Origin of the sequence: Thiobaca trueperi (assembly GCF_004342175.1) — a bacterium.
Taxonomy (GTDB): Bacteria; Pseudomonadota; Gammaproteobacteria; order Chromatiales; family Chromatiaceae; genus Thiobaca; species Thiobaca trueperi.
Window position 1 is genome coordinate 289,982 of the sequence record NZ_SMAO01000004.1, and the last position, 24,155, is coordinate 314,136.

The window sequence follows — 24,155 nt, forward strand, 5'->3', positions numbered from 1 at the left end:
GCGGGATAGAGAGGACTCTTGGTCAGTGGTTCAAGGGGCGAAACCGCAGCGGTGCAAACAGATGTCCGTCACCGGAAAAATAGCGCGAGAAACCTTCGTAATACTGTAAACGCATCACCTGGATCATGACGATCCCGCCTTCAAGCACCAGCACGAAGACATTGCCGAGGATGACGGTGAGCACATGACCGAAGTCACCCATCATCCCGGCCAGGGTGAAGACGGCAATCGAGAGGGCGACATGGTTGAGACTGAAGGCCGCGACACGCAGGAAAGATAGCGTATTCGAGACATAGCCAACGACCGTCTCCAGGGTTTCGATGAAGACGACCAGGATCTTTTCGCCGATGGATGCCTGCTGGTGCCGCCAGCTCTGCCAGCCGAGCGTGAGGAGCGAGCTGGCGATCAGCGCGGCGGGCACTGAGCCGAAGCCGTCGCCCCGCGCCACCCGAAGACTCCCGGCGATCAGCGACAGATAAAAGATCAGATTGACGACGCCATGATGGCCGAGCAGGGCGTCCGCCCGGTTGCCGATGGCGAGCCGGTTATAGATGGCAAGCAGACAGGCGACAGTGAGAAAGACCACACCCCAGCCGAGCGCGATGGAGAGCATCAGCAGCGGGTCACTGAGCGGGCTCATCCAGAGCGCGGGCAGGATATGCTCATAGCCGAACAGGCTGCCGAAGAGCAAGCCGAAGACCATCGACGACAGCCCCGCCATCAGACCAAAGGGCCAGAAACGCCCGAGTCGGTCGCGAAAAGACCAGGCGGTTCCGGCGATCACGGCGCCCTGGCCGACATCACCGAACATGCTGCCGAACATCAGCAGAAAGGTGACGGCGAACAGCGGGGTCGGATCGATTTCGCCATAGGCGGGAATGCCATACTGGTTGACCAGCATCGCGAAGGGGGCGAGCAGCGGGTTCGTGACCGGCATGGTCGGCACCAGCCGGCGTTCGTCGGGCAGGGGGTCGCGGCTGGTGAGGTCGAATGGATGATGCAGCGACGCACGCAGACGCTGTTCCAGATGCGCGACGGCGCTTACCGGCACCCAGCCGGCCAGATGGGCAAGCTGTCCGGCGCTGCGCAGCGAGGGATCGAGCGTGACCAGTGGCTCGGCCAGCATCAGGGTGTGTCGGGCCGCCAGCAGCGTATCGTGGAAAGGCTCGCCCCAGCCCTCCAGGGTCTTGCGCAGCGATTGACGCTGCGCTTCGATGTCGAGCAGCCGGCGCGCCAGATCCTGTTGCAGTGCCGCCGGCTCGCGATCCAGTTCGCGGGGAATCGGCAGGTTCTGGAAGCCGGCTGCCGCGAGCACGGCGGCGAGTTGCGATTGGCGAGCGCCGGGAGGGCCGACGATGACCACATGGGCGGTGTCGCCCTGCTGCATGTAAACATGGAGGATATGCTTCGCCAGGCCGGTGGCGCCCTCCAGTTGGCGCAGGTTCTCGCGCGGGACCAGTCCGACATAGAAATCCAGAAAGCGTGTCTTGGTGCGCAGCATGCCGAGATCGATGTTCAGATGGGCGAAATTCTCCAGCGCCGTCTGCTGCTCCTTCACCAGCCGCTCTTCGTCGTCGAGTCGCCGGAAATCTTCTTCATAACCGGACGCCTCGCCCCAGAGCCGGCCCAGCCAGTCGTTCAAGGCGCTGAGTTCGGCCACTTCGACCACCCGCATGGCATCGATTGCGGACGCCGTATCCAGCGGGACAAGACGCGCGATCTTGTCGAGCCGCGATTTTGCCTGGTTGAAGATCTCGCAGTATTCGCGACCGGGCAGGGTGTCGAGCCGGGTTTCGGTGGGCGGACGGGTGTCCGGGTGAAAGCACCGGGTCTCGGCCAATGCCAGTGACGCCTGCGGCAGATCCTCGGTCAGGACCAGCAGACGGACGTGTTTCATTGGCGTGGACCTCAACATGACTCAGTCACCGCCTGGTTGTATTGACGGGGTTGCCGGACGGCTCGGTCAGATCCAGCGCGGCCTCGATCGCCTGCTCGGGGAATTGCAGCAATCGCCCCTGCACGACCGCGAACAGCCGCATCAGATCGGATTCGCGAAGCATCAGATAGGCCAGGGCGCGCGCCACTGCCGATTGACTGCGCGCCAGCACCCCGCGCGCCTCGCGTCGGGTGTGATGACCGATGCGCTGTTGGACCTCGGAGATCGTCTGGCATTCGGCCAGCAAGGTGCGCAGACGTGGTGGCAGCGCCGCGATGACCTGCTCGAAGGTGTCGAGATTGACCAGATGGAGGAGTCGCTCGCGGGTCAGACGACGCATTGATGGCACCAGTTGATAATAGGTCTCGGACGGCGAGAGACGATAGGAAAAACGGAAACGCAGCAGCCAGAGCAGCGCGACCCGATCCAGTTCCGCGCCGATCAGACGCCGCAGCGAGTCCAGATGCTGATGATGGAAGCCCATCGCCCGACGCACGATCTCGGTGTAATAACGCTGATCGATGGCGGCCTCCAGGGCAAAGGGTTCGCGCTGACGCTCATAGACCTCGCGCGCCTGCCGCGCGATCTGATGGTAAGGGCCGTTTTCCAGTTGACGCAGCAGCTCCAGCACGTTTTCGGCCCGCAGGAGTTCGGGCAGTGGCAGACGGATGCTCCCGGGCAGTTCAAACAGATTGGCGCGGATCGCCTCTTGATCCAGCGCATAGAGCTTGCCGCGAATCAGCGCCTTGAGGTTGAAGAGCGCGTACTGGCGCCCCCAGGCCAGCAGCAGGGCGCGTTCGGCGGGGCTCATGGGGTGCGCCAGCACCTGCAATTCAGTCAGCAGCACCTGGATCAGGCTCTGTTCGATGGCACGGCTGCGCGCCGCAATCGAAGGCTGTTCGTCCAGCAGGGCGGACAGGCCAAAGCGTTCGGCCAGCGCCGGGAGCGACAGTTGGGACAGGGAGACGCGCAGTTCGGGCGAGAAAAGCCGGATCGACATCACCGATACCCGCGTATTCAGATAGGCTTGCCCGGCGGTGTGGCTCATGCGGCGGCTCTGCGTGTGAAGTCAGTCAAACCCGCTAACGCTCGGGGCCGATCAGGATCTGAAAGGCGGCCTCCAGGGCGTCCTCTTCGCGCTGTTCAGCCTGATTGCGCAGTTGGATGTGACGCTCGTCATAACGTCGCCGCAGCTCGGCGACGGTCTGCTCGGCCCGCTCCTCCGCCTTGGCGATGAATGACCGATGCAGCTCGGGGATACGCGCCGTGAAGCGATCGTTATCCGCCCTGGTGTCGGCGAGCGCCTGCTGGATGATGCGCTCCTGTTCCGCTTCCGCCTGGCTGGCGAGCGCCTCGGCACGCATTTCGGCATCGAGCAGTCGGGAAAGTGTGTCATCCATTGCTGTGTGCCTGGTCTGGTCGGGGCTGAAACCTGTGCGGAGCGGAGCCACCCTGCAATGGATCGTGAAGGCTCACGCCGCCACGGGCAGAGAATGATTATAGAGGAAGGACGGAGTGAGCAGTGACTGATCGTCCGCCCTTTGCTGTTGCTGCGCCGGGTTGTCGCTCCGGCCTCCCGATTGTGAGGCGCTATTGCTTCGTGATATAACGAATGAAGACGTTTCAATGCAATGAGACGCATGCAACTCACTTACCAAGAGGTATTCACCATGAAATTGATGCAATCAGGTCTGGCGGCACTCATGCTGATCAGCGCCAGCACCGCTGCGCTGGCCGACGAGGTCAAGGTCGCGGTCGCGGCCAACTTCACCGCACCGATGAAGCTCATCGCCGAGGCGTTCAATCAGGACACCGGGCATACTGCCGAGGTTGCCTTCGGTGCGACCGGCAAGTTCTACGCCCAGATCAAGAATGGCGCACCCTTCGAGGTTCTGCTGTCCGCCGATGACGCGACCCCGGCCAAGCTGGAAGCGGAGGGCATGACCAAAACGGGGAGCAGTTTCACCTATGCCATCGGCACTCTGGTGCTCTGGAGCGCCGATCCCGACCTCATCAAGGATGGCCCCAAGGTGCTGGGACGGAACCAATTCCGCAAGCTTGCCATCGCCAACCCCAAGACCGCACCCTATGGCGCCGCCGCCATGGAGGTTCTGAAAGGGCTTTCCATCGACCAGATGATCACGCCAAAGCTGGTCCAGGGCGAAAACATCGCACAGACCTATCAGTTCATCAGTACCGGTAACGCCGAACTGGGTTTTGTCGCCCTGTCGCAGGTCTTCAAGGACGGCAGGATCGGTGAAGGCTCGGCCTGGATCGTGCCCGCCGACATGCACAAACCCATCCGTCAGGATGCCGTGATTCTCAAGAATGGTGAGAACAACGCCGCTGCGACCGCCTTGATGGACTATCTGAAGGGCGACAAGGCGAAGGAGATCATCCGTTCCTTCGGTTACGCAATCCCCTGACCATGGGCTTTTCCGATGCCGATCTTCAGGCCATCTGGCTGACCCTGCGTCTCGCCAGTCTGGTGACACTGCTCCTGCTGCTGATCGGCACGCCCATCGCCTGGTGGCTGGCGCGCACCCGCTCGCGCTGGAAAGGGCCGGTCGGCGCCGTGGTGGCGCTGCCGCTGGTGCTGCCGCCGACCGTGCTCGGTTTCTACTTGCTGGTGGCGATGGGGCCGAACGGCCCTGTCGGGCAGTTCACCCAATGGCTCGGCATCGGGCTGCTGCCCTTCACCTTTTGGGGACTGGTGGTCGCCTCGGTCTTCTATTCCATGCCCTTTGTGGTGCAGCCGATCCAGAACGCCATTGAGGCGCTGGGCGAACGTCCGCTGGAGGTCGCCGCCACCCTGCGCGCCGGTCCCTGGGATCGCTTCTTCACGGTTGTGCTGCCGCTGGCGCGACCGGGCTTTCTGACTGCCGCCATTCTTGGTTTCGCTCATACCGTCGGCGAGTTCGGCGTGGTGCTCATGATCGGCGGCAATATCCCTGGCGCGACCCGTGTCGTTTCGGTGCAGATCTTCGATTATGTGGAAGCAATGGAATACGGTGAGGCGCACTGGCTGGCGGCGAGCATGGTGATCTTCTCCTTCCTGGTGTTGCTGGCGCTCTATACCCTCAATCCCAATCAGCGGAAATTCTGAAGCAGATGACAGGATCAATTTGGCCGCGCGTCCTCTCCGGGCGCGGCGCGGCGGGTTTTGGCTGGGGCGCCGTGATTGGCACGCTCGGCGGTCTGATCGGTCTGGGCGGGGCGGAGTTCCGTTTGCCGGTGTTGGTCGGACGCTTCCGGCTGCCGACCCTGGAGGCGGTCATTCTCAACAAGGCGACGAGTCTGGTGGTCGTCGCCTTTGCACTGCTGTTTCGTGCCGACACTATTTCATTCTCGGTGCTGTGGGCGCATGTCGATATCGCCTTGAACCTGCTCGCTGGCAGTCTGGTCGGTGCCTGGTGGGCGGCTGGGCATGCCATGCGTCTGTCGCGGCGCTGGCGCGACCGGATCATATTGGTGCTCCTGGTCTTGCTGGCTCTGCTGATGCTCTCCCATTATTGGCTCGGTCTGGGCGGGAATGGACCAGCCTTGCTGGACGCTGGCCTGCTGCGCTGGCTGGCTGGACTCGCTGCCGGTCTGGGCATCGGTATGGTGGCGGCGCTGCTGGGCGTGGCTGGCGGCGAACTGCTGATTCCAACCCTGGTTCTGCTCTATGGTCTCGATATCAAGCTGGCCGGCAGTCTGTCTCTCGCAATCAGTCTGCCGACTATGATTGTCGGTTTCACGCGCTACAGCCAGTCCGGCGCTTTTAGCGTCTTAAAACGGGAATCGGTGCTATTCGGATGGTTGGCGGCGGGGTCGATCCTTGGTGCGGCGATTGGTGGTCTGCTCTTGGGCGTTATACCAGCGGATGTGCTGATGACGGCCCTGGGCGTCATCCTGCTCGTTTCCGCGATCAAGGTGTTTCAGCATGCCCACTAACCAACAGGCTCAGGTTTCTGCTGCCATCGAGACCGATCAGATCCACGCCCGCTTCCGCGTCGATTACCCCGATTTTTCGCTCGACGTGGATCTTGATCTGCCCGGTCAGGGCGTCACCGCCCTCTTTGGTCATTCCGGCTCGGGCAAGACCACGCTGCTGCGGCTGATCGCCGGGCTGATGCGCGTGCCGAATGGTCATCTCAGCGTCAATGGCCGCATCTGGCAGGACAGCGAGACCTTTCTGCCCACGCACCAGCGTCCGCTCGGTTACGTCTTCCAGGAGGCAAGCCTTTTTCCTCACCTGAACGCACGGCGCAATCTGGAATACGGCATGAAACGCACCGCCAACGCCATGGATCCGGCGGCGCTCAGAGATGTCATCGATCTGCTCGGCATCGCCCATCTGCTCGACCGTCGCCCGCATCAGCTCTCCGGCGGCGAGCGTCAGCGTGTCGCCATTGCCCGCGCGCTGGCGGTCCAGCCGGCGCTGCTATTGATGGACGAACCACTCGCGGCACTGGATCTCAAGCGCAAGTATGAGATTCTGCCCTATCTGGAGCGGTTGCATGACGCACTGGAGATTCCGGTGCTCTATGTCAGCCATTCGCCGGACGAGGTCGCCCGGCTGGCCGATACGGTGGTGCTGATGGAGCAGGGGAGGGCGCTGGCGGTTGGCCCCATTGCTGAGGTGTTCAGCCGGACGGATCTGCCGCTGGCTCAGGATCAGGATGCCAGCGCACTCATCGAATGCACCATCGCGGGCCACGACGACAGGGACGCCCTGACCCGCGTTGCCTTCGCGGGCGGTTGCCTGTGGCTGGGTCGTCTGGAACGTCCGGTGGGCGCGACGGTACGGGCACGCATCCATGCCCGCGATGTCAGTCTTGCTCTGGTTGAGCCCGCCAGTTCGACCATTCTCAACATCCTGCCCGCGCGCATTCAGGAACTGCGGGAGATCGAACAGGCGCAGGTCCTGATCAGGCTCGCAGTCGGCGATGATCCGGCCACATCGCTGCTTGCGCGCATCACCCGTCATTCCTGCGTCCGTCTGGGGTTGCAGGTGGGGCAGCCCGTCTTTGCGCAAGTGAAGACGGTGGCCCTGATGGACTGAAAACGGAACAGCCGGCGTCGCGATGACGCCGGCCCTGGCCCTCATCACTCAGGGCCGCTGGAGGATCAGGCCGGCACGCCCAGAATCACGGCCGATGCCTTGAAGACCGCCGTCGCCGCGCTGCCTTCCTTGAGTCCCAGCTCGGTCTCGGCGTTGTGGGTGATGGTGGCGTGGACTTCAGCGCCGCCAGCCAGCGTGATCGTGATCTCCGCGCTCACCGGGCCGGCGGTCACGGTTTTGACCGTTCCGGCCAGACAGTTGCGCGCACTCAGACGAATGCCTGAATCGTCGGTCATGACCAGCACCGAGGACGCCTTGACGAGTGCGACGACCTCTTTGCCAGCGGCTAAGCCGAGCGACTGGACGCTCTCGTTGGTCACCATCGCCACCAGCTTTTCGCCACCGGACAGCAGGAGATCCACTTCGCTGTTGACGGCGCCGGTCTTAACGGACTCGATCTGACCGCGAAAAATATTGCGTGCACTGATTTTCATCTTGGATCTCACTTTTCGATTCAATGGGGCTTGGGAACCCGTCTCGATCAATCGCAGACGGGTGATGCAATCTAGAGCAAAGCGGTCGGTATTGACCACCATAGCGAACCGCGTCTGTTTCGATGAGCCGCGATCCGGGTATACTCATCGCTATATTAAATTAAATATAGCGTCATCCGCATGATCTCGAACCGCACCCAATCGACCAGACTGGTCAGCCGGCTGTCGATCGATACCGCACTCGGCAGTTTCCTCGGCGATACCCGGATCCGTCTCCTGGAGGCCATCGCGCGGCATGGCTCCATTTCCCGTGCTGCCAAGGCCGTGCCCATGTCCTACAAGGCGGCCTGGGATGCCATCGATGCGATGAACAATCTCGCCGAAGCGCCGCTGGTGGAGAGTTCGGTGGGTGGACGCCACGGCGGCGGAACCCATCTGACGCCCTATGGCGCCCGGCTCATCGCCATGTTTCGCGCGGTCGAGGAGGAATATCAGGAAGCGATGGAGCGGCTGTCGCGCGACGCGGACCTGACCGAAGCGGCTGATCTCCGGCAGTGCCGTCTGCTGTTGCGCCGCATGGCGATGAAAACCAGCGCACGCAATCAGTTCATTGCCAGCATCTCGGCTCTGAACCACAGCCAGGTGAGTACCGAGGTGCGGCTGCGGGTCGATGAGGGGCTGGAGCTGACGGCAGTCATCACCCGTGAAAGTGCGGAGAATCTGGCCCTGACGGTCGGCAGGGAAGTCCATGCCTTCATCAAGGCGTCCTCCGTTCTACTCTCGACCGAACCGGGGCTTCACACCTCGGCCCGCAATCATCTGTGGGGCGCGATCAAGCGCATCCATGAGGGTGCGGTCAATACGGAAGTGACCCTGTCCATCTCCGGCGGGCGCACCGTCACCGCACTCATCACCCGGGACAGCGCGGCCCGACTCGGACTGGAGGTGGGCGCTCAGGTCGGCGCGATGTTTCAGGCCACCAGCGTGATCCTCGCCACCCTGGGTTGACGCAGGCCGTTTCCCGGTCTCGTTGCGGAATGCCGTGTCGGTTGCCGGACAATGTTTCGTTATATACAAAAAATGATAACGAAGCGTCGCATTCGCCTCATTTCTGCCTCATCCGCTGTGCGCTGTTTTCCGGTCGGATTTATTTATATTTTTAAAACAATCGCTTAATGGCAAATGAGGGCGCTTTAAAAAAGTGGCATCGAATATGCTTAATCGCCATGTCACTGGCGTGCGAGCCCGGATCTGGTGTCGCGATTCGTTATGTTGAAAAAAGTATAGCGATTGGGTGGACGAGTCTGCGATCCATCCGCTTCATTCACCAAGCTGTAGAGAGAGACCGACCTTGACTCAACATCAATGCCTCGACCGGACCATTGCCCTGGCCCTTTTGGGCTTCGCCGTGGGTGCACAGGCCGAGTCCAAGCCACCCGTCTATGATCTCGGTGTCATCAACGTCACCGCCGCACCCGTGGCGCTGGGCGCCATCGGCACGGATCAGGTGTCATCCCTGGTGACGCTGGACGACATGCACCGCTTCAACCGCGACAACGTCGGCGATGCGCTCGATCTGCTCTCCGGGGTGACCGTCTCGACCAACTCGCGCAATGAAAAGACGGTCTTCGTGCGGGGCTTCGATTCGCGTCAGGTGCCGCTCTTCATCGACGGCATCCCGGTCTATGTCCCCTATGACGGCTATGTCGATTTCAACCGCTTCACCACGGCGGATCTGTCGGCCATCCAGGTCGCCAAGGGTTTCAGCTCGGTCGCCTATGGCCCCAACGCGCTGGGCGGGGCGATCAACCTCATCTCGCGCAAACCGACCGCCGAGCTGGAGGGTGATGTCAGCATCGGCTTCGGCGACGGCACCGAACGGTCGGCCTCGGCCAATGTCGGCAGCAACCAGGGTCTCTGGTATGTCCAGGCCGGCGCCTCCTGGATCGACAGCGATTTCTTTCGGCTCTCGTCCGACTTCACGCCCACCGCCACCGAGGACGGGGGCAGGCGGAACAATTCCGACCGCAGTGACGACAAGCTGTCGCTCAAGGTCGGTCTGACGCCCAATGCCACCGACGAATACGCGCTGAGTTACTACAGGCAGAATGGCGAGAAAGGACAGCCGCCTTCCACGGACCCGGCGGCGGCACGCTACTGGCGCTGGCCCTATTGGGACAAGGAGAGCCTCTATTTCATCTCGAACACCGCGCTCGGCGCGAGCGAATCGCTCAAGGTGCGCCTCTATCAGGACGAGTACGACAACGCGGTCACGTCCTACACCGACGAGACCTACACCAAACTCAGAACCTCGGGACGCGGCAACGTCGGGCCGGCGGGCAAGAGCGTCTACAACGACCGCACCCTCGGCGGCTCGGTGGAACTGCGTTCGACCCGTCTCAGCCGTCACGACATCGGGCTCAGCGTCCAGCTCAAGCAGGACGATCACGAGGCCGACGACACCATCAGGCTCACCGAACACTTCGAGGACACCCTGACCTCGGTCGGGCTTGAGGACAACGTCAGTCTCGCGAAGAACCTGACCCTCTCGCTCGGCGCTGCCTGGAGCGAGTTGCAGGCCGACACTGTCTACAAATCCAGCGACCCGGTTCCGACACCGGGCGTGCAGTCCGCCACCAATGGTCAGGGCGGTCTGTTCTGGGATCTCGACCGGGTGGGGCGACTCTATGCCACGGTCGCCACCAAGAGCCGCTTTCCGACGCTCAAGGACCGTTACTCGCTGCGTCTGGGGACCGCCATTCCCAACCCGGACCTCGAAATGGAGCGTTCCATCAACTATGAAATCGGCTATCAGGGGAATCCCTGGGGCCAGATTCAGGTGGAAAGTGCCGTCTTTCTCAGCGATGTGACCGATCTGATTCAGCAGGTCAACAATGTCGTGCCGGGGAAATACCAGATGCAGAACGTCGGTGAGGTCCGCATCGCCGGTTTTGAACTGGATGTGGCCGCGCCGATCGGCGAACGCTGGGAGGTTGGCGGCAATCTGACCCTGCTCGACCGTGAGAATCGCAGTGACAACACCCGTCTGACCGGCGTCCCGGATCGCAAGCTCACCGCCCATGCCACGTTCCGCCCTGCCGAGCGCTGGGAGGCCGTGCTCTTCGTCGAGCATGAAGGTCCGCGCTGGGACTCTCAGACCGTCGAGCTGGACAGTTACACCACGGCCAATTTCAAGCTCGCCTTCAAACCGGTCGAGGCGCTGGTCATCGAGGCGCGGCTGGACAATCTGGCCGATGCCGATTACGCGCTGGCGGACGGCTTCCCCAATCCGGGGCGCATGTGGTTCGTCAACGCGCGTTATGAGTTCTGATCCACGTTTAAACCGCGCCAGATCAAGCAGTCGTCAATTCTGCCAAGGCCGACCCAATCCCAAAACATCGCATACCGCGCCGGGCGCGGTTTAGGAGTCAATCCATCATGTCACTTTTGAAACAGCCTCTGTTCGTCATCGCCCTGCTGACCCTCGCCCTGGCGGCGCTGATCCACAGGGAATCGTCGCCGAGCGCGCCAGAGATCCCTGCGCCGGTCGCGATGCCGGTTGCCGGGGCGCCGGTCTCCACACCGGCGCCTGCCCCGGTTTCCACGCCATCCTTGATCGCGCCGAAACGCGGTGCGATCTCCGAGACCCTCGCCATCACCGGTGCCGTGGTCAACCCGCGCACCCTCTCCGTCGCGGATCTGGAGCGGTTTCCGCCGCAGCAGATCGGTGAGTTCGAGATGATCTGCGAGAGCGGTGCCAATCTCGGCAAGCGGCAGAATCTGCGTGGCGTGCGGCTCCGCGACATCCTGGAGCAGGCCCAGCTCAAGGCGCTCACGCCGCATCATTTCCGCCGGATGGCGATCATCGCCAGGGCGACGGACGACTACATCGCCGTCTTCTCCTGGGCCGAGATCTTCAATTCTACGGTGGGCGATCAGGTCATCGTCTATTTCAGCAAGGACGGCCAGCCGCTCGACGACGCCGAGGGCCGCATCGCACTCATCTCGACCACGGACCAGCGCACCGGGCCGCGTCATGTGCGCTGGCTGAACGAGATCGAGGTCAGGCCGCTCGGCCGCTGAGGAGACAGGGATGAATCTTTCCTACTGGCTGCACCTGGCCGATCAGTCGGGCGGCATCCTCTATCTGATGGTGGGACTGCTGACGGTGACGCTGGCGGTCATCGTCGAGCGCACCTGGGTGCTGCGCCATGTCACGCGCCAGGGCGAGGCGCTGACTCAGGCGCTGGCCCCACTAGCGGCTGGGGATCGTTCCGGGCTGGAATGGATCCGTGACACGCAGGCCAGGCCTCTGCACGGCGTGCTGCTGGAAACCACGCTGGCGCTGCCGCCAGCGTCTGAAGATCTGCTGACCAACCGGCTCGACGAGGTGATCCTGCGTCACGTCCCGCTGCTCGACCGGCGTCTCTGGGTGCTGGATACCACGGTCACGCTGGCCCCTTTGCTCGGACTGCTCGGGACCATCATCGGCATGTTCCACGCCTTCCATGTCCTGACCGAACCGGGTGCCTCGCCCAATGCGGTGACCGGCGGGGTGGCCGAGGCCCTGGTGGCGACTGCCGCCGGGCTGCTGATCGCGGTCATCGGGCTGGTGTTTTTCAACGGACTCAGCGAACGGGTCCGCCTCGCGGTCCACCAGCTCGACACGCTCAAGGTGATGCTGGTCAACCGTTTCGGGCAACCGCCAGCCCCGGTCAAAGGCGCTGGAGCAGGCTGATGCGTTATTTCCAGCGTCGCAAGGCACGGATCGAGATCGTGCCCATGATCGACATCATGTTCTTCCTGCTGGTGTTCTTCATCCTGGTCACGCTCAACATGATCCCTGCCAGCGGGATCGGCAGCCGGTTGCCGGCCAGCTCCAGCGCGGAGCATCTGGAATCGCCACAGGTCGTGATCAGTCTGGACGCGGCGGGAATGATCAGCGTCGATCGGCAGAGCCTGAGCCTGGAACAGCTCGCGACGCTGCTGCGCGAGCGGGGCGCGGAGTCCCGTGTGGTCATCGCCGGGGCCGAGGAGGCGGCGCTCAGCGATCTGGTCACGGTCATGGACACCTGCCGTCACGCCGGCATCAGCCGCATCGGTATTGCGACCCGGGAGCCGGATGCGTGACACGGGCCAGCGCACCACTGCCCAGTCTGCCGCTGTGGCTGGCCGTCTCCATCGCCATGCTGGCCGAAGGCGCGGTGTTGGCCGGGCTCGCGGCCTGGTCGTCACCACGCATGATTCAAACCCCGAGCGCCCCGATCGAGGTTAGTTTGGTTGCCGTCCCCATGCTGGCCGAATCCGCTGCGGCCGGTATGGCGGGCGGCCTTTCTTCCGTGGCAGAGCCGGAGCCCGAACCGGCTCCGCCGTCCCCCCCGGAATCCGAGCCGGTCGTCCCGGAGCCGCCTCCGCCAGATCCACCCGACCCGGAACCGCGCGACCTGGCGCCGCCTGATCCGGAACCTGCGGTCGCCATCGCCAGACCGACCCCGCCGCCGCAAGCTGAACCGAAGCCGAAGCCAAAACCCAAGGTTAAGGCCAAGCCGAAGCAGGTCGCCAAAACCAGGTCGAAGCCGGCGATGGCGCAGCCGGACAGGAGTCGAACCAGGGCGGATCAGGCGACTGCGGGCAACCTTGGCGCGCCCGGCAAGGGACGCGCAGCGGGCACCGCCACCGGTCAGGAGCGGGCCGCCAGCAGTGGTCCCACTTCGCCTGCGGCCTATCTGAATAATCCTGCGCCCGGCTATCCGGACACGGCGCGCCGCGCGCGTCAGGAGGGGACAGTCTCTCTGCGTGTGCTGGTCACGGCTGGGGGCAGGGCCAGCGAAGTCCATCTTGCCGGCTCCTCGGGCGTCTCCAGTCTCGATCAGGCCGCCATCCGGGCGGTCAGGCGCTGGCGCTTTACGCCCGCACGCCAGAACGGCCAGCCGATCACCGCCTGGGTGCGTATTCCCATTCGATTCAAACTCAATCAATAACGCCTGTTTTGACAGAGATTCCGCTGGCTCTGCCATGCGGTTGCTCGATCGCCAACCCATGAAGGAAGTTGTCTGATGCAAAGTGTTTTTCGCTCTCCTTTTCCCAGCCATCGCCCTCTGCTCGCGACGGCGCTGATCCTCACCGGTATCGCCGCCCAGGCCGCCGAGCTGGTCGATATGACCGGCCGTCATGTCCAGATCCCCGATCAGGTGGATCGGGTCTTCGCCGCCACCCCGCCCATCGTGCCGCTGGTCTACGCCATTGATCCCGGCAAGCTCGTGACCCTGAGCTTTCCCTTCAAGCCGGAGGATGCGGCCTATATCAGGCCGGAGGTGATGAATCTGCCCATCGTCGGACGCTATACGGGTGAAGGTCCGCCGCCGAACCCGGAGCTCCTGGCGCGTGCCGCGCCCCAGATCAGCATCGCCTGGGACATACCCTTCATCGACGCCCGGCGGGTCGAGGAGACCTTCCGGACGCTCGGCACGCCCGGTCTCTTCGTCCATCTCGCGCGGCTGGCCGACTATCCCGCCGCCCTGGAACTGGTCGGTCAGGCGATCGGCGAAGAGGTGCGGGCGACCCGGCTCGCCAGCGCCATCCGCGACGCCATGACCCGCGTCGAGCAGGCGGTGGGCGCCATCCCGGACGGCGAGCGCAAGCGGGTCTATTTCGCTGAAGGTCCGGATGGGCTGCTGACCGAATGCGCCGATTCCTTCCATGCCGAGGTCATCGGCCTGGCCGGTGGCGAGAACGTAATGGACTGCAAAACCCAGGCGATGTGCGGACGCGAAAAGATGACGTTGGACCAGATCAAGACGCTCGATCCAGATGTCATCCTCGCCGACGATGCCAGATTCCTCACCCACATCAAGACCGATCCGGCCTGGAACGCGCTGCGCGCGGTGCGCGAGGGACAGGTCCATCTCGGGCCCACCAAGCCTTTCAACTGGCTGGGACGTCCACCGTCCTTCATGCGTGCGCTGGCCATCCAGTGGTTCGCCAACCGGCTCTATCCGGAGCGTTTCCCCTGGGATGCCGACCTGGAGATCAAGTCCTTCTACGAACTCTTTCTGGGCGTGAAGCCGGAAGCGGTGGATGTCCGCGACATCCTGGGGCAGGGCTGAGCCCTGAATGCCGCGCAGCGTTATATTGAACTGGAGTGAACGATCATGACCCATCACCGCAGTACAGCCATGGGGCTGTGCGTGACCTGCTCGCTGTTGGGCCCGACAGTCGGTCTCGCGGACGCCAGGACCACCGATCTGCCTGAGGTGACCGTCGTCGCAGAAGACAACCGGCTGCCTGATCTGGGCGCGACCGCCACGGTCACGCGGCTCGATGCCCGTGCCGTGCGCGAGGCGGCCGGGCCGTCCGCGTCATCGCCATTCAAGGCCATCGCCGACACGCCTTCGGTCAATTTCCAGAGCGCCGACCCGCACGGTCTGACCGAGGTCGGTTTTCACGAAACCATCAAGATCCGTGGCGTCGGTCAGACCGGCCCCTCTTCTTCGCGCAACATCGACGACCTGCCCCTCACCGTCAATCCAGGCGGGAGCAAGGGCATTCTGGATCTGGAAAACGTCTCCGGGATCAGCGTTTACCGGAGCGCGGCACCCGTGGACAAGTCGCTGGGTTTCAGCAATCTGCCGGGCAAGATCAATCTGACGACGCTCGGTCCCCAGGCGACCGCCGCCAGTCAGCTCAGACTGGAGGGCGGCAGCGACGACTTCAAACGCCTCTTCTTCCGTCAGGATAGCGGGCGGCATGGTCTCTTCTCCGGATTTCTGTCGGGAAGTATCAACGATGGGGATAAATGGAAAGGGGAGGGCAACTTCGAGCGCCAGAATCTCTTCGGCGGGGTGGCCCTGGATGGCGGCGCGGCCTGGCAGGCCGAGCTCTATGCCGGCTACAGTCAGGACGAGCGGCACAACTATCGTTTCTTCGATTACGCCACCGCCAGCAACTTCGCCAATTTCAAGCGCGACTGGTCGAACGATCCGGCCCGTGTCGATTATTACGACTACAACCGCCAGGCATTCATCGATCGCTTCGTCTACGCCAATCTGCGCACGCGCCTGGCCGAAGACGTGCAGCTTTCGATCAAGCCCTATTATCTCAGCGAGACCGGCAACTACTGGTTCAGCTCGATCAACGCCACGGATGCGGCCAGGAGCCGGGTCGTCAATTGGATGATCGACCATGACAACCTGGGCGTGCTGACCCAGGTGGACTGGCAACTGACGCCGACGCAGAGCCTCAAACCCGGATTCTGGGTCCAGAGCCAGGAGCCGCCCGGTCCGCCGTCCACCCAGCAGAAGTACAGGGTCACCAGTTCGGGGCTGGTCTTCGATGGCTGGCAGATGCTGGCCGATCACGATCCGCACCGCCTACTGTCGCCCTTCCTCAGCTACCAGGGAACCTTCGACAGACTCAACGTCGAGGCCGGTCTGCGTTATGTCGATCTGCGTGTGGGGGCGCTCACTGCCTACACCGCCACCGGCAAGGCCGCCACGCTGTCGGATCCCGGTGCCGCGCGTGCGGCCGGCGGGGTCGATGCCATGGCCTCGGCCGACGCCAGGAGCTTCGAGGAGTGGCTGCCCTATCTGGGCCTGACCTGGAGCGTCGATCCCACGACCAGCCTCTTCACCCGGCTTGGGCGCAGTTACGGGCTGGATGTCAATCTCTTCCCCTATTACTCCGTGCAGAAGGCGCAGTTCGTGAAGAATGGCGTCAGTTTCCAGTCGCTGTGGGATCGTCTGAAGCTGGAAACGGCCAACAGCATCGATCTTGGTCTGCGCCATGCGCGGGATCGCTGGAGCCTCGGCCTCACGACCTTCTATGCACGGCACGCCAACAAACAATCCACCATCTATGACCCGGCTATCGGTGTCCGCTACCCCTGGAACGCCGCCGATGCCGACCGTTACGGGGTCGAACTCGAAGGCACCCTGCGGATCAGCCCGGCGTGGAGTCTGGCCGGCAACTACACCTGGAACCGTTTCCGCTATCTGGACGATCTCGCACTCTCCTCGACCGCCACCATCGCCAGCCAGGACAAACAGGTGGTGGACGCCCCCGAGCACATGCTCAAGCTCGGTGTGCGCTATGACCATCAGTCCTGGGGTGTCGGTCTCGATGCACGCTATATCGGCGAGCGTTACGGCGATGTCCTCAACGAGGAGCGGATCGATGCGGTGACCCTGGTCGATGTGCTGGCCCAGTACCGCCTGACTCGCGCCCTGACGCTCTCGCTGAATGTGCTGAATCTGTTCGACCGTGAGTACATCGGCCCGATCAGCGCGTCGGACGACGCCATCGCCGCCTACACCGCCGCGCTCAACGGGGTGACTGGCAACGGTTCGACCTACCAGTATGGCGCGCCGCGCACGCTCTATGTCGGGCTGTCGGCCCAGTTCTGATGAGCAGCAGCCGGGTCCCTGGATCTTCCCGCTGTCGCCAGCGGCCATGCCCAACTCGTCATCCGGCTGATGCGCGCGCTCACTTCGATTGGCTGTCATCCATTTTCAAGAAAATTCTGGAGAAATCGAAACGCCATGCAGCGTCACACCCCCTTGCTCATGCTGTTGTATCCGGCCCTCGCGATTGGGCAGACGGCTCTCGCCGCGTCGGACGCCGAACTGCCCACCGTCGAGGTCAGGGCCTCGCCAGTCCCCTCGGTTGCGCCCCTGTCCGGGCAGGATTATTCGGCCTCGCGTGTCACGGCTGATGGCATCGCCACCTTTGGCGGTCCGGCCCAGACCAATCCTTACCGGGCGCTCGACCTCATGCCTTCGGTCAATCTGTCCGGAACCGATGCCTATGGCCTGAGCGTCGATCAGAATTTCATGCGGATACGCGGTGTCTCGGCTTACAGCTACAGCAATCTGGCCGTGACAGTGAACGGTACGCCCTCCTCGGTGAGCGCTGGACGCGGTGGTGTGGGCAACCTCTTCGACCTGGAGAATCTGGACGGTCTCACCCTCTGGCGCGGTCCTCAGCCGGCCAATGTCGGATTCGGCATGGGTAATCTCGCCGGCAGCCTGGATCTGAACATCAAGGCGCCGACCGAGGATCCAGGTCTGCGGGTCCGCACCGCCATCGGCGGTGATCATTTCCACAAGGTCTTTGCCCGGATCGACACCGGCACCTTCAACGGTGGGTCGCGCCTCTTTCTCTCCGGCTCCACCGCCGAAACCGATAAATGGCGGGGGCCGGGCGATCAGTCGCGCGACACCGTCAATGCCGGTTTCAACCAGACGCTGGGCGAGCATGGCAACCTGGAGGTCTATGCCGCGCACAACCACTTCCGCCGCGACGAGTACCGGCCTCTGACCTATGCCCAGAGCCAGGATCTGGGAACCTACCGGGATTTCGACTTCAACGCCGAGCTGACCGGGATCGCGGCCGACGACGTCAATTACTACGCCTACAACACCCAGCACTTCGATGAAAACAATGTCCTCGCCCGGCTGGCCTGGGATCTGAGCGAGGATCTCCAGTTACGCTTCAACCCCTACTGGCTCTCCAACGAAGGGCAGCGTTCCACCGGTAAATCCAACACGGTCACCGTCGTCGATATCGATCAGGAGCAATACGGGGCGACCGCCGAACTGGTCGCCAGGCTCGCCGCCAGTCAGACACTGACCCTGGGGTATTGGAGTCAGCGCATCTCCACCATGCCGCCGCCGCTGAGTCAGAAGGTCTATGCGCTCGACAAACGGGGCCGGCTGGTCTTTTCCAAATGGGGCATCCTCGCCGACATGGGCGACCGCGCCTACGAGAGCCCTTATCTGCAACTGGCGGGGGAATCGGGCCGCTGGCGTTACAGCCTGGGACTGCGCTATCTGAGCTTCCGCATCCCCGGCATCACCAGCTATGACGGGACGGGTCTCCCCGATGTCAGCCACGACGCCGCGCTGGCGCTGGACCCGGCCGTGAACGCCAGGCTCAGTACCCAGGCGGTGACGCTCGACGAATGGCTCCCGACGCTCACGTCGCGCTGGATCCTGACCCCATCGCTCGACGCCAGGACCACCTATGGACGCACCGTCGGCAATCCCTGGATGGGGCCGCTCTACAGCGTCTACATGAGCAATCAGAAGGCGTTCCAGAAGGCCGGCATCCCACTGCAAACCCTGTGGGACGAGCTGCAACTGGAGACATCCGACACCGTCGAAATCGGTCTGGAATGGCATCAGGGGCCATTGAGCCTGTCGCCGACACTCTTCTACAGCCGGCTGCGCGACAAACAGGTCACGGCCTATGATCCGTTGGTGGGCGTGTCCTATCTCCAGAGCGGTGTCGAGGCGACCGCCTACGGCGCGGAGCTGGAGGCAAGCTGGGGCTTGACTCGCGATTGGATTCTGCTGGGCGGCCTGTCCTGGAACCTCAACCAGCTCGACGACGATATCCGCACCGCCAGCCAGTCGGTGCTGGCGACCTCCGGCAACCAGGTTCCGGACGCGCCGGAGTGGATGGTGAAACTGGGCGCCGAGTACCGCGCTGGCAACTGGAGCCTGACCCCGTTGGTGCGCTATGTCGGAGCCCGCTTCGGCGATGCCCTCAATGAAGAGGAAGTCGATGCCTATACCACGGTCGATCTCACTGCGACCTATCGAATTGGCTCGGTCGCCGGCATTCAGTCGCTGGAGGTCGGACTGTCGCTGCTCAATCTGTTCGATGCCCGTTACATCGGAACCATCGACGTGGGCCAGGATGACGCACGTCCCGGCAGTATCGATTACTACCCTGGCGCGCCACGCACCCTGGCGCTGTCAGTGTCGGCCAATTTCTAGATCCAGGAGTTCGTCCATGCGCTTCATCACACTCATCCTCACGCTTTGTCTGTCTCTTTCGGTTTCGGCGGAGCCGCTGCTGATCGCCGCCGGGGCGGGATACAAAAAGCCCCTGATGGCGATCTATGACGCCTTCACCCAGTCCTCGGGCACCAGGGTCGAGGCCGTTTTCGGCAACATGCAGCAGGTGCTGGCCCAGACCCGCGACAGCGGTCGGGTGGATCTGGTGGTCGGCGAGCAGGCGTTTCTCGCCAAAAGCGGGCTGTTCGACCGTGACATCGTCCTCGGCACCGGCCGGCTGGTGCTGGCCTATGGCGCACGGCGTCTGAGCGGCTATCAGGCGTTGACCGACCCCCAGGTCGAGCGCATCGCGCTGCCTGATCCCAAAAAAGCGATCTACGGTCAGGCCGCGACCCAGTTCCTGGAGCGTAGCGGACTCATGCCGTCGGTCAAAGACAAGCTGATGACGCTGGCGACGGTGCCGCAGGTCTCGGCCTATCTGGTGGCCGGAACGGTGGACGCAGGGTTCATCAACATCACCGATGCGCTGGGGCTGGCGGACAAGCTCGCCGGCTTCGATGAGATCCCCACCGATCTCTACGACCCGCCGGTCATCGTCCTGGCCTTTCCGAAAGACCGGCCCGAGTCGGAGGCCGCCAGGGCGTTCGCGGCCTTCCTGGGCAGCGCCGAGGCCAGGACGATCCTGATCCGGTACGGTCTCTGATGAGCCTGCTCGACTGCGCGCCGACCGCCCTGCTGCTGAGTCTCCAGGTGGCCGGCGTGGTGCTGGTCCTCTTTCTGGTGGCCGGCATCGCCCTGGGCTACGCGCTCAGTCAGCCGTTCCCGCTGCGCGGGCTGCTGGACGCGCTGGTCTCGCTGCCGCTGGTGTTCCCGCCGATCGCCATCGGCTTCTTTCTGCTGATGCTGTGCGGACGGCATGGCGCGATCGGCGGTCCGCTGCACGAGTGGCTGGGCTGGGATCTGGTGTTTTCCTTCCCGGCACTGGTGCTGGCGGCCTTCATCGCCGGCCTGCCGCTGGTGGTCAAGCCGATCCAGTCGGCCATCGAGGGTCAGGCGCGCGAGTTGATCGAGGTCTCCTGCACGCTCGGCAAGGGCCGTTGGGAGACGCTGTTTCTGGTCGTGATCCCGGTGATCCGACGCCACATCGCCGCCGGGCTCACCCTGGGGGTCGGGCGCTCCTTCGGCGAGGTCGGCATCACCCTGATGCTTGGCGGCAACATCCTGGGCTCGACCGAGACCCTGTCGCTGGCGATCTACAACCGGGTGCTCGATGGCAATTTCGACTGTGCGACCCGGCTGTCGGTGCTGCTCGGGGTGCTGTCGCTGAGTCTCTTCATGCTGCTGCGGCGGTTGGGGCGGCTCTGATGTCCGATCGTGAAACCAGCCTCGAAGCCATTATCGATTTCAGCCACCCCGGTTTTCGTCTGTGTCTGAACATCCAGGTGCCGACGGCTGGCGTCACCGCCCTGATCGGTCCGTCCGGGTGCGGGAAGAGCACCCTGCTGCGGCTCCTGGCCGGACTGGAGACCCCCGCCGCCGGCCATATCCGGCATGGCGATCAGGTCTGGTTCGACCGTGCCCGCCGCATCGATCTGGCCCCGCGCCACCGGCGTGTGGGTCTGCTGTTCCAGGACTATGCGCTCTTCCCCCATCTGAACGTGGCACGCAACATTGCTTACGGACTGCCGCGCGGAGTGGATCGGGATACCGCCATCGCGCTCTGGCTGTCGCGGCTTCAACTCGACGGACTGGCCGCGCGCCGACCGGATGCGCTCTCCGGCGGGCAGCGCCAGCGGGTGGCCCTGGCGCGTGCCCTGGCGTCCGAGCCGGCTGTACTGCTGCTCGACGAGCCCTTTTCGGCGGTCGATTTCAGTCTGCGACAGGCACTGCGGCTGCTGTTTCAGGAGGTGGTCGCGGATCGCCCGGTGCCGACCATCCTGGTGACGCACGACCTGGAGGATGTCCGTCAGGTCGCCGACCGGGTGGGCGTCCTGATCGACGGCGAGCTGCGTCAGTCTGGTCCGACCGCCGAAGTCTTCGCCCAGCCGTGCGACGCTGAGGTCGCGCGGGTGCTGGGTTGGCATAACCTGCTGCCGGTGTCGTCCTGGGATTCTCGAACGGCCTGCGGAGCCTGGGGATCCCTGCCGCTCGCCTTGGACGAGCCGACCATCTCGGCGGACGTGATTGCCATCCCGCCGGACGGCCCGCGACTCGACCCGGAAAGGGGTCTGCCGATTGAGGTGGTCCGCGTGACCGACATGGGGGGGTATCATGCCGTTTGGTGCCGGCTGTCCGACCGTTCGCCACTGCGGGTCCATCTGCCCAGGTCCGCACCCTGTCCGACGCCAGGGTTGCGGACCCGGCTTGATGTTCCGGTCGAGACGATCATTCCCCTGCCGGCCAGATCGGCGGCCCTGCCCTTTGCGCTTCCGCTCACGACTGCCACGCTTGCGAGGAGAGACCCATGATCCACCCGACACCGCCGGTCCTCGGCGACCATGAACTTCACCGGCTGCTGACCGAGGATGTCCCCTTTGGCGATCTCACCACCGAGTCGCTCGGGATTGCCGCCCAGCCCGGTCGCATTCGCTTTTTTGCCCGCGATGCCATGACAGTCTGCGGGGTCGAGGAGGCGGCGCGTCTCTTTCAATTGTGCGGGGCACAGACCGGGATCCGGCTGCCATCGGGCAGCCTCGCCGCGACCGACACCCTGCTGCTGGAGGCGAGCGGCAGTGCTGGCGCGCTGCATCGGGCCTGGAAGGTGGCGCAGACCCTGATGGAATGGAGCGCCGGCATTGCCACCAGCGCCGCCGCCATCGTGGCCGCTGCCCGGCGCGGACACCCGGATGCCATCGTGGCCGGCTCGCGCAAGAATGTTCCCGGCACCCGCCGGCTGGCGGTCAAGGCCTTTCATGCAGGCGGTGCCGTGATGCACCGCAACGGGCTGTCCGAGACCCTGCTGGTGTTCGCCGAACATCGCCAGTTCCTGGGCGGCGAGTCGCCGACGGAGACGCTCGCACGGTTACGTCGCCAATGTCCGGAAAAGCGCGTGGTGGTCGAGGTGGCCGATCCGGCAGAGGCACTGGACTGGGCCGCTGCCGACGTGCTGCAACTGGAAAAATTCTCGCCCGCTGCGGTGGCGGAGGTCGCCATGGGGCTCGCCGGGCGGGGGGCATCCACGGTGATTGCGGCGGCTGGCGGCATTCATGCCGGTAATGCCGAAGACTATGCCCGTGCCGGCGCCCGCGTGCTGGTGACCACGGCCCCTCATCTGGCGCCGCCGCGCGATGTACAGGTGCGGTTTGCCCTGACCGATCCAGCCGGATCCTGACTCCATGGAGGTCTGCCGATGCCATCCTCGCACTGTCCCTATGGTCACCGTCCCCCATCATCCGGGCTGAAGCCATCCCGTGACTGTCTCCCGGACTGGCTGTCCGGGCTGCCTGCCGAGTGGCGTGACCAGGTCGTCGTGCCAGTTACCTTCCGGGTCTTCCGGGAATATGAGGTGCCAGCGCGACGCCTGATCGGCTACGACGAGCAGGGTCAGCCCTGTTACTGCGTCTACGATTACCGCCTGATCGATCTGCGCTCGGACGATGACGAGGAGTTCTATCAGGCCCTGACCTACGGGGAATCGGTGACGGCATGGCGGCTCAATGACGCGCGCTGGCTGGTGCATCGCTGCGTCGAGGCGCTCGGCGAGGAAGGGGACCGCAACAGCGGTTTCAGTGTTGAAGCGCGGATGCCGCGTTGATCCGGCGGAGGATGCCGGCCTGGTTTCAGCCCCCGGTCATCGACATGAAGCGCACGATCTGTCCCGGTCGTTCATTGAATGCATGGCGCTCGGGCTTCAGGGCCAGAGCCTGGCGCAGATGCCCCTGGAGTTCCGCCGCGCCGATTCCGCCGCGCAGCAGATCCCGCAGCGGGTAACAGTGATCCTGACCCAGACAGAGATGGAGTGTGCCATCGACGCTCAGGCGCACCCGGTTGCAGGTGGCGCAGAAGTGTTGCGAGAGCGGCGTGATGAAGCCGAGCCGGGTCTCGCTGCCAGCGACCCGGTAGTAACGGGCCGGGCCGCCGCCGGGGAGGATGTCCGGGATCAGCTCGAAACGCTGTTCCAGACGCCGTTTGATCGGTTCCAGGTCGCCGCAGGCGCTCGCGGCGGCCTGTCCGGTGGCGCCCATCGGCATGGTCTCGATCAGACGCAGGGTGAAGCCGCGCGCCGCGCAGTAGTCGAGAATGTCTTGGATCTCGTCATCGTTGACCCCGCGCATCACCACCGTATTGACGCGGATCGGATTCATGTCTGCCTTCTGCGCCGCCGCGATGCCGCGCAGCACCCGTTCGAGATCGCCCCCGGTGATCTGGCGGAAGACCTCGGGGCGCAGACTGTCGAGACTGACATTGAGCCGGCGCACCCCGGCGCGCGCAAGCGGCGCGGCGAGCGATTCCAACCGGGTGGCGTTGCTCGACAGCGAGAGATCGTCGAGACCGGGCAGGGCCGACAGACGCCCGGCCAGTTCGGTCAGGCCGCGCCGCATCAGCGGCTCGCCGCCGGTCAGACGCACGCGACGCACACCCAGCGCGGTGAAGGCGCCGACCACGCGCTCGATCTCATCGAAGGTCAGCCAGTGCGCCGGTTCCGCGAAACCCTTGAAGCCCTTGGGCAGACAGTAGCCGCAGCGCAGATCGCAGCGGTCGGTGACCGAGAGACGCAGATAATCGATGCGTCGGCCAAAGGGATCGGTCAGTGAGGTATGGCTCATCCTCGGGTCTCCTCTTCGATGAAGGCGTCCTGAAGCGGTTTGATTTCCATCGCAGAGTCCCGGTTCGCGAGGGATCCCCGACGCAGGAGCGGGCAGGCTGTTCGGACTGGCCGG

At 64.0% G+C, this 24,155-nt stretch carries 23 protein-coding genes; 18 read left to right on the forward strand and 5 right to left on the reverse strand.

Going from position 1 to position 24,155, the window contains the following annotated elements; genetic code table 11:
- Nucleotides 1–22 precede the first annotated feature (22 nt).
- From EDC35_RS09470 to EDC35_RS09480, 3 genes are read right to left on the reverse strand one after another with little or no spacing between them, the layout of a single operon-like run.
- The gene (locus EDC35_RS09470; RefSeq protein WP_243651579.1) at nucleotides 23–1,897 is read right to left on the reverse strand and encodes a V-type ATP synthase subunit I; all 1,875 of its coding nucleotides are present in this window, start codon (nucleotides 1,895–1,897) and stop codon (nucleotides 23–25) included.
- A 25-nt stretch (nucleotides 1,898–1,922) separates the two neighbouring features.
- A complete protein-coding gene (locus EDC35_RS09475; RefSeq protein ID WP_132977000.1) occupies nucleotides 1,923–2,984 on the reverse strand; it encodes a V0D/AC39 family V-type ATPase subunit in 1,062 nt (353 codons plus the stop codon).
- Nucleotides 2,985–3,018: 34 nt separating this feature from the next.
- Nucleotides 3,019–3,336, reverse strand: a complete 318-nt coding sequence (locus tag EDC35_RS09480; protein WP_132977001.1) for an ATPase — start codon at nucleotides 3,334–3,336, stop codon at nucleotides 3,019–3,021.
- Between the two features lie 270 nt (nucleotides 3,337–3,606).
- On the opposite strand from EDC35_RS09480, the gene modA (EDC35_RS09485) reads away from it, so the two are divergent.
- From modA (EDC35_RS09485) to modC, 4 genes are read left to right on the forward strand one after another with little or no spacing between them, the layout of a single operon-like run.
- Nucleotides 3,607–4,362, forward strand: coding sequence for a molybdate ABC transporter substrate-binding protein (gene modA, locus EDC35_RS09485; protein WP_207896169.1), 756 nt, complete (start codon nucleotides 3,607–3,609; stop codon nucleotides 4,360–4,362).
- A 2-nt stretch (nucleotides 4,363–4,364) separates the two neighbouring features.
- Nucleotides 4,365–5,042, forward strand: coding sequence for a molybdate ABC transporter permease subunit (modB, locus tag EDC35_RS09490; protein WP_132977002.1), 678 nt, complete (start codon nucleotides 4,365–4,367; stop codon nucleotides 5,040–5,042).
- Nucleotides 5,043–5,047: 5 nt separating this feature from the next.
- A complete protein-coding gene (locus EDC35_RS09495; RefSeq protein ID WP_132977003.1) occupies nucleotides 5,048–5,872 on the forward strand; it encodes a sulfite exporter TauE/SafE family protein in 825 nt (274 codons plus the stop codon).
- Nucleotides 5,862–6,983 carry a molybdenum ABC transporter ATP-binding protein gene (gene modC / locus EDC35_RS09500; protein WP_132977004.1) on the forward strand — a complete coding sequence of 374 codons (1,122 nt, stop codon included), beginning with the start codon at nucleotides 5,862–5,864 and terminating at the stop codon, nucleotides 6,981–6,983. The genes EDC35_RS09495 and modC overlap by 11 nt, the downstream gene beginning before the upstream one ends.
- A gap of 65 nt (nucleotides 6,984–7,048) precedes the next feature.
- Here modC and EDC35_RS09505 read toward each other — a convergent pair whose 3' ends face one another.
- The gene (locus EDC35_RS09505; protein WP_132977005.1) at nucleotides 7,049–7,477 is read right to left on the reverse strand and encodes a TOBE domain-containing protein; all 429 of its coding nucleotides are present in this window, start codon (nucleotides 7,475–7,477) and stop codon (nucleotides 7,049–7,051) included.
- 180 nt (nucleotides 7,478–7,657) lie between these two features.
- Between EDC35_RS09505 and EDC35_RS09510 the strand changes: the two genes are divergently transcribed.
- The 14 genes from EDC35_RS09510 (at nucleotide 7,658) to EDC35_RS09575 (ending at nucleotide 23,029) form a co-directional block, all read left to right on the forward strand.
- The gene (locus EDC35_RS09510; protein ID WP_132977006.1) at nucleotides 7,658–8,485 is read left to right on the forward strand and encodes a TOBE domain-containing protein; all 828 of its coding nucleotides are present in this window, start codon (nucleotides 7,658–7,660) and stop codon (nucleotides 8,483–8,485) included.
- A gap of 343 nt (nucleotides 8,486–8,828) precedes the next feature.
- Nucleotides 8,829–10,808: a TonB-dependent receptor plug domain-containing protein gene (locus EDC35_RS09515; RefSeq protein ID WP_132977007.1), complete on the forward strand. Its 1,980-nt coding sequence runs from the start codon at nucleotides 8,829–8,831 to the stop codon at nucleotides 10,806–10,808.
- 107 nt (nucleotides 10,809–10,915) lie between these two features.
- A complete protein-coding gene (locus EDC35_RS09520; protein WP_165903392.1) occupies nucleotides 10,916–11,560 on the forward strand; it encodes a molybdopterin-dependent oxidoreductase in 645 nt (214 codons plus the stop codon).
- Nucleotides 11,561–11,570: 10 nt separating this feature from the next.
- Nucleotides 11,571–12,215 (forward strand): MotA/TolQ/ExbB proton channel family protein, encoded by a 645-nt coding sequence (locus tag EDC35_RS09525; protein ID WP_132977009.1) that lies wholly within the window; start codon nucleotides 11,571–11,573, stop codon nucleotides 12,213–12,215.
- Nucleotides 12,215–12,607, forward strand: coding sequence for an ExbD/TolR family protein (locus EDC35_RS09530; protein ID WP_132977010.1), 393 nt, complete (start codon nucleotides 12,215–12,217; stop codon nucleotides 12,605–12,607). Before EDC35_RS09525 ends, EDC35_RS09530 begins: the two co-directional genes overlap by 1 nt.
- Nucleotides 12,604–13,458: an energy transducer TonB gene (locus EDC35_RS09535; RefSeq protein WP_243651581.1), complete on the forward strand. Its 855-nt coding sequence runs from the start codon at nucleotides 12,604–12,606 to the stop codon at nucleotides 13,456–13,458. Before EDC35_RS09530 ends, EDC35_RS09535 begins: the two co-directional genes overlap by 4 nt.
- A gap of 75 nt (nucleotides 13,459–13,533) precedes the next feature.
- Nucleotides 13,534–14,583, forward strand: coding sequence for an ABC transporter substrate-binding protein (locus EDC35_RS09540; protein ID WP_132977011.1), 1,050 nt, complete (start codon nucleotides 13,534–13,536; stop codon nucleotides 14,581–14,583).
- Between the two features lie 45 nt (nucleotides 14,584–14,628).
- On the forward strand, nucleotides 14,629–16,878 hold the full coding sequence (locus EDC35_RS09545) for a TonB-dependent receptor (RefSeq protein WP_132977012.1): 2,250 nt from the start codon (nucleotides 14,629–14,631) through the stop codon (nucleotides 16,876–16,878).
- Nucleotides 16,879–17,013: 135 nt separating this feature from the next.
- Entirely contained in the window at nucleotides 17,014–19,254 is a 2,241-nt protein-coding gene (locus EDC35_RS09550; RefSeq protein WP_132977013.1) for a TonB-dependent receptor, read from the forward strand.
- 16 nt (nucleotides 19,255–19,270) lie between these two features.
- A complete protein-coding gene (gene modA, locus EDC35_RS09555) occupies nucleotides 19,271–19,978 on the forward strand; it encodes a molybdate ABC transporter substrate-binding protein (RefSeq protein ID WP_132977014.1) in 708 nt (235 codons plus the stop codon).
- Nucleotides 19,975–20,640 (forward strand): molybdate ABC transporter permease subunit, encoded by a 666-nt coding sequence (locus tag EDC35_RS09560; RefSeq protein ID WP_132977015.1) that lies wholly within the window; start codon nucleotides 19,975–19,977, stop codon nucleotides 20,638–20,640. Before modA (EDC35_RS09555) ends, EDC35_RS09560 begins: the two co-directional genes overlap by 4 nt.
- Nucleotides 20,640–21,743, forward strand: coding sequence for a sulfate/molybdate ABC transporter ATP-binding protein (locus tag EDC35_RS09565; RefSeq protein WP_132977016.1), 1,104 nt, complete (start codon nucleotides 20,640–20,642; stop codon nucleotides 21,741–21,743). The genes EDC35_RS09560 and EDC35_RS09565 overlap by 1 nt, the downstream gene beginning before the upstream one ends.
- Nucleotides 21,740–22,606: a ModD protein gene (gene modD, locus EDC35_RS09570; protein WP_132977017.1), complete on the forward strand. Its 867-nt coding sequence runs from the start codon at nucleotides 21,740–21,742 to the stop codon at nucleotides 22,604–22,606. Before EDC35_RS09565 ends, modD begins: the two co-directional genes overlap by 4 nt.
- Nucleotides 22,607–22,624: 18 nt before the next feature.
- Nucleotides 22,625–23,029, forward strand: a complete 405-nt coding sequence (locus tag EDC35_RS09575) for a hypothetical protein (RefSeq protein ID WP_132977018.1) — start codon at nucleotides 22,625–22,627, stop codon at nucleotides 23,027–23,029.
- Between the two features lie 25 nt (nucleotides 23,030–23,054).
- Here the strand turns inward: EDC35_RS09575 and moaA are convergent, their stop codons facing one another.
- Nucleotides 23,055–24,041, reverse strand: a complete 987-nt coding sequence (moaA, locus tag EDC35_RS09580) for a GTP 3',8-cyclase MoaA (RefSeq protein WP_132977019.1) — start codon at nucleotides 24,039–24,041, stop codon at nucleotides 23,055–23,057.
- Between the last annotated feature and the right edge of the window lie 114 nt (nucleotides 24,042–24,155).

What these genes read in the sequence shown, in the direction of transcription:
- EDC35_RS09470 (WP_243651579.1), bottom strand. Translation starts at nt 1,897, where the DNA reads ATGAAACACGTCCGTCTGCTGGTCCTGACCGAGGATCTGCCGCAGGCG.
- EDC35_RS09475 (WP_132977000.1), bottom strand. Translation starts at nt 2,984, where the DNA reads ATGAGCCACACCGCCGGGCAAGCCTATCTGAATACGCGGGTATCGGTG.
- EDC35_RS09480 (WP_132977001.1), bottom strand. Translation starts at nt 3,336, where the DNA reads ATGGATGACACACTTTCCCGACTGCTCGATGCCGAAATGCGTGCCGAG.
- modA (WP_207896169.1), top strand. Translation starts at nt 3,607, where the DNA reads ATGAAATTGATGCAATCAGGTCTGGCGGCACTCATGCTGATCAGCGCC.
- modB (WP_132977002.1), top strand. Translation starts at nt 4,365, where the DNA reads ATGGGCTTTTCCGATGCCGATCTTCAGGCCATCTGGCTGACCCTGCGT.
- EDC35_RS09495 (WP_132977003.1), top strand. Translation starts at nt 5,048, where the DNA reads ATGACAGGATCAATTTGGCCGCGCGTCCTCTCCGGGCGCGGCGCGGCG.
- modC (WP_132977004.1), top strand. Translation starts at nt 5,862, where the DNA reads ATGCCCACTAACCAACAGGCTCAGGTTTCTGCTGCCATCGAGACCGAT.
- EDC35_RS09505 (WP_132977005.1), bottom strand. Translation starts at nt 7,477, where the DNA reads ATGAAAATCAGTGCACGCAATATTTTTCGCGGTCAGATCGAGTCCGTT.
- EDC35_RS09510 (WP_132977006.1), top strand. Translation starts at nt 7,658, where the DNA reads ATGATCTCGAACCGCACCCAATCGACCAGACTGGTCAGCCGGCTGTCG.
- EDC35_RS09520 (WP_165903392.1), top strand. Translation starts at nt 10,916, where the DNA reads ATGTCACTTTTGAAACAGCCTCTGTTCGTCATCGCCCTGCTGACCCTC.
- EDC35_RS09525 (WP_132977009.1), top strand. Translation starts at nt 11,571, where the DNA reads ATGAATCTTTCCTACTGGCTGCACCTGGCCGATCAGTCGGGCGGCATC.
- EDC35_RS09530 (WP_132977010.1), top strand. Translation starts at nt 12,215, where the DNA reads ATGCGTTATTTCCAGCGTCGCAAGGCACGGATCGAGATCGTGCCCATG.
- EDC35_RS09540 (WP_132977011.1), top strand. Translation starts at nt 13,534, where the DNA reads ATGCAAAGTGTTTTTCGCTCTCCTTTTCCCAGCCATCGCCCTCTGCTC.
- EDC35_RS09545 (WP_132977012.1), top strand. Translation starts at nt 14,629, where the DNA reads ATGACCCATCACCGCAGTACAGCCATGGGGCTGTGCGTGACCTGCTCG.
- EDC35_RS09550 (WP_132977013.1), top strand. Translation starts at nt 17,014, where the DNA reads ATGCAGCGTCACACCCCCTTGCTCATGCTGTTGTATCCGGCCCTCGCG.
- modA (WP_132977014.1), top strand. Translation starts at nt 19,271, where the DNA reads ATGCGCTTCATCACACTCATCCTCACGCTTTGTCTGTCTCTTTCGGTT.
- EDC35_RS09565 (WP_132977016.1), top strand. Translation starts at nt 20,640, where the DNA reads ATGTCCGATCGTGAAACCAGCCTCGAAGCCATTATCGATTTCAGCCAC.
- modD (WP_132977017.1), top strand. Translation starts at nt 21,740, where the DNA reads ATGATCCACCCGACACCGCCGGTCCTCGGCGACCATGAACTTCACCGG.
- EDC35_RS09575 (WP_132977018.1), top strand. Translation starts at nt 22,625, where the DNA reads ATGCCATCCTCGCACTGTCCCTATGGTCACCGTCCCCCATCATCCGGG.
- moaA (WP_132977019.1), bottom strand. Translation starts at nt 24,041, where the DNA reads ATGAGCCATACCTCACTGACCGATCCCTTTGGCCGACGCATCGATTAT.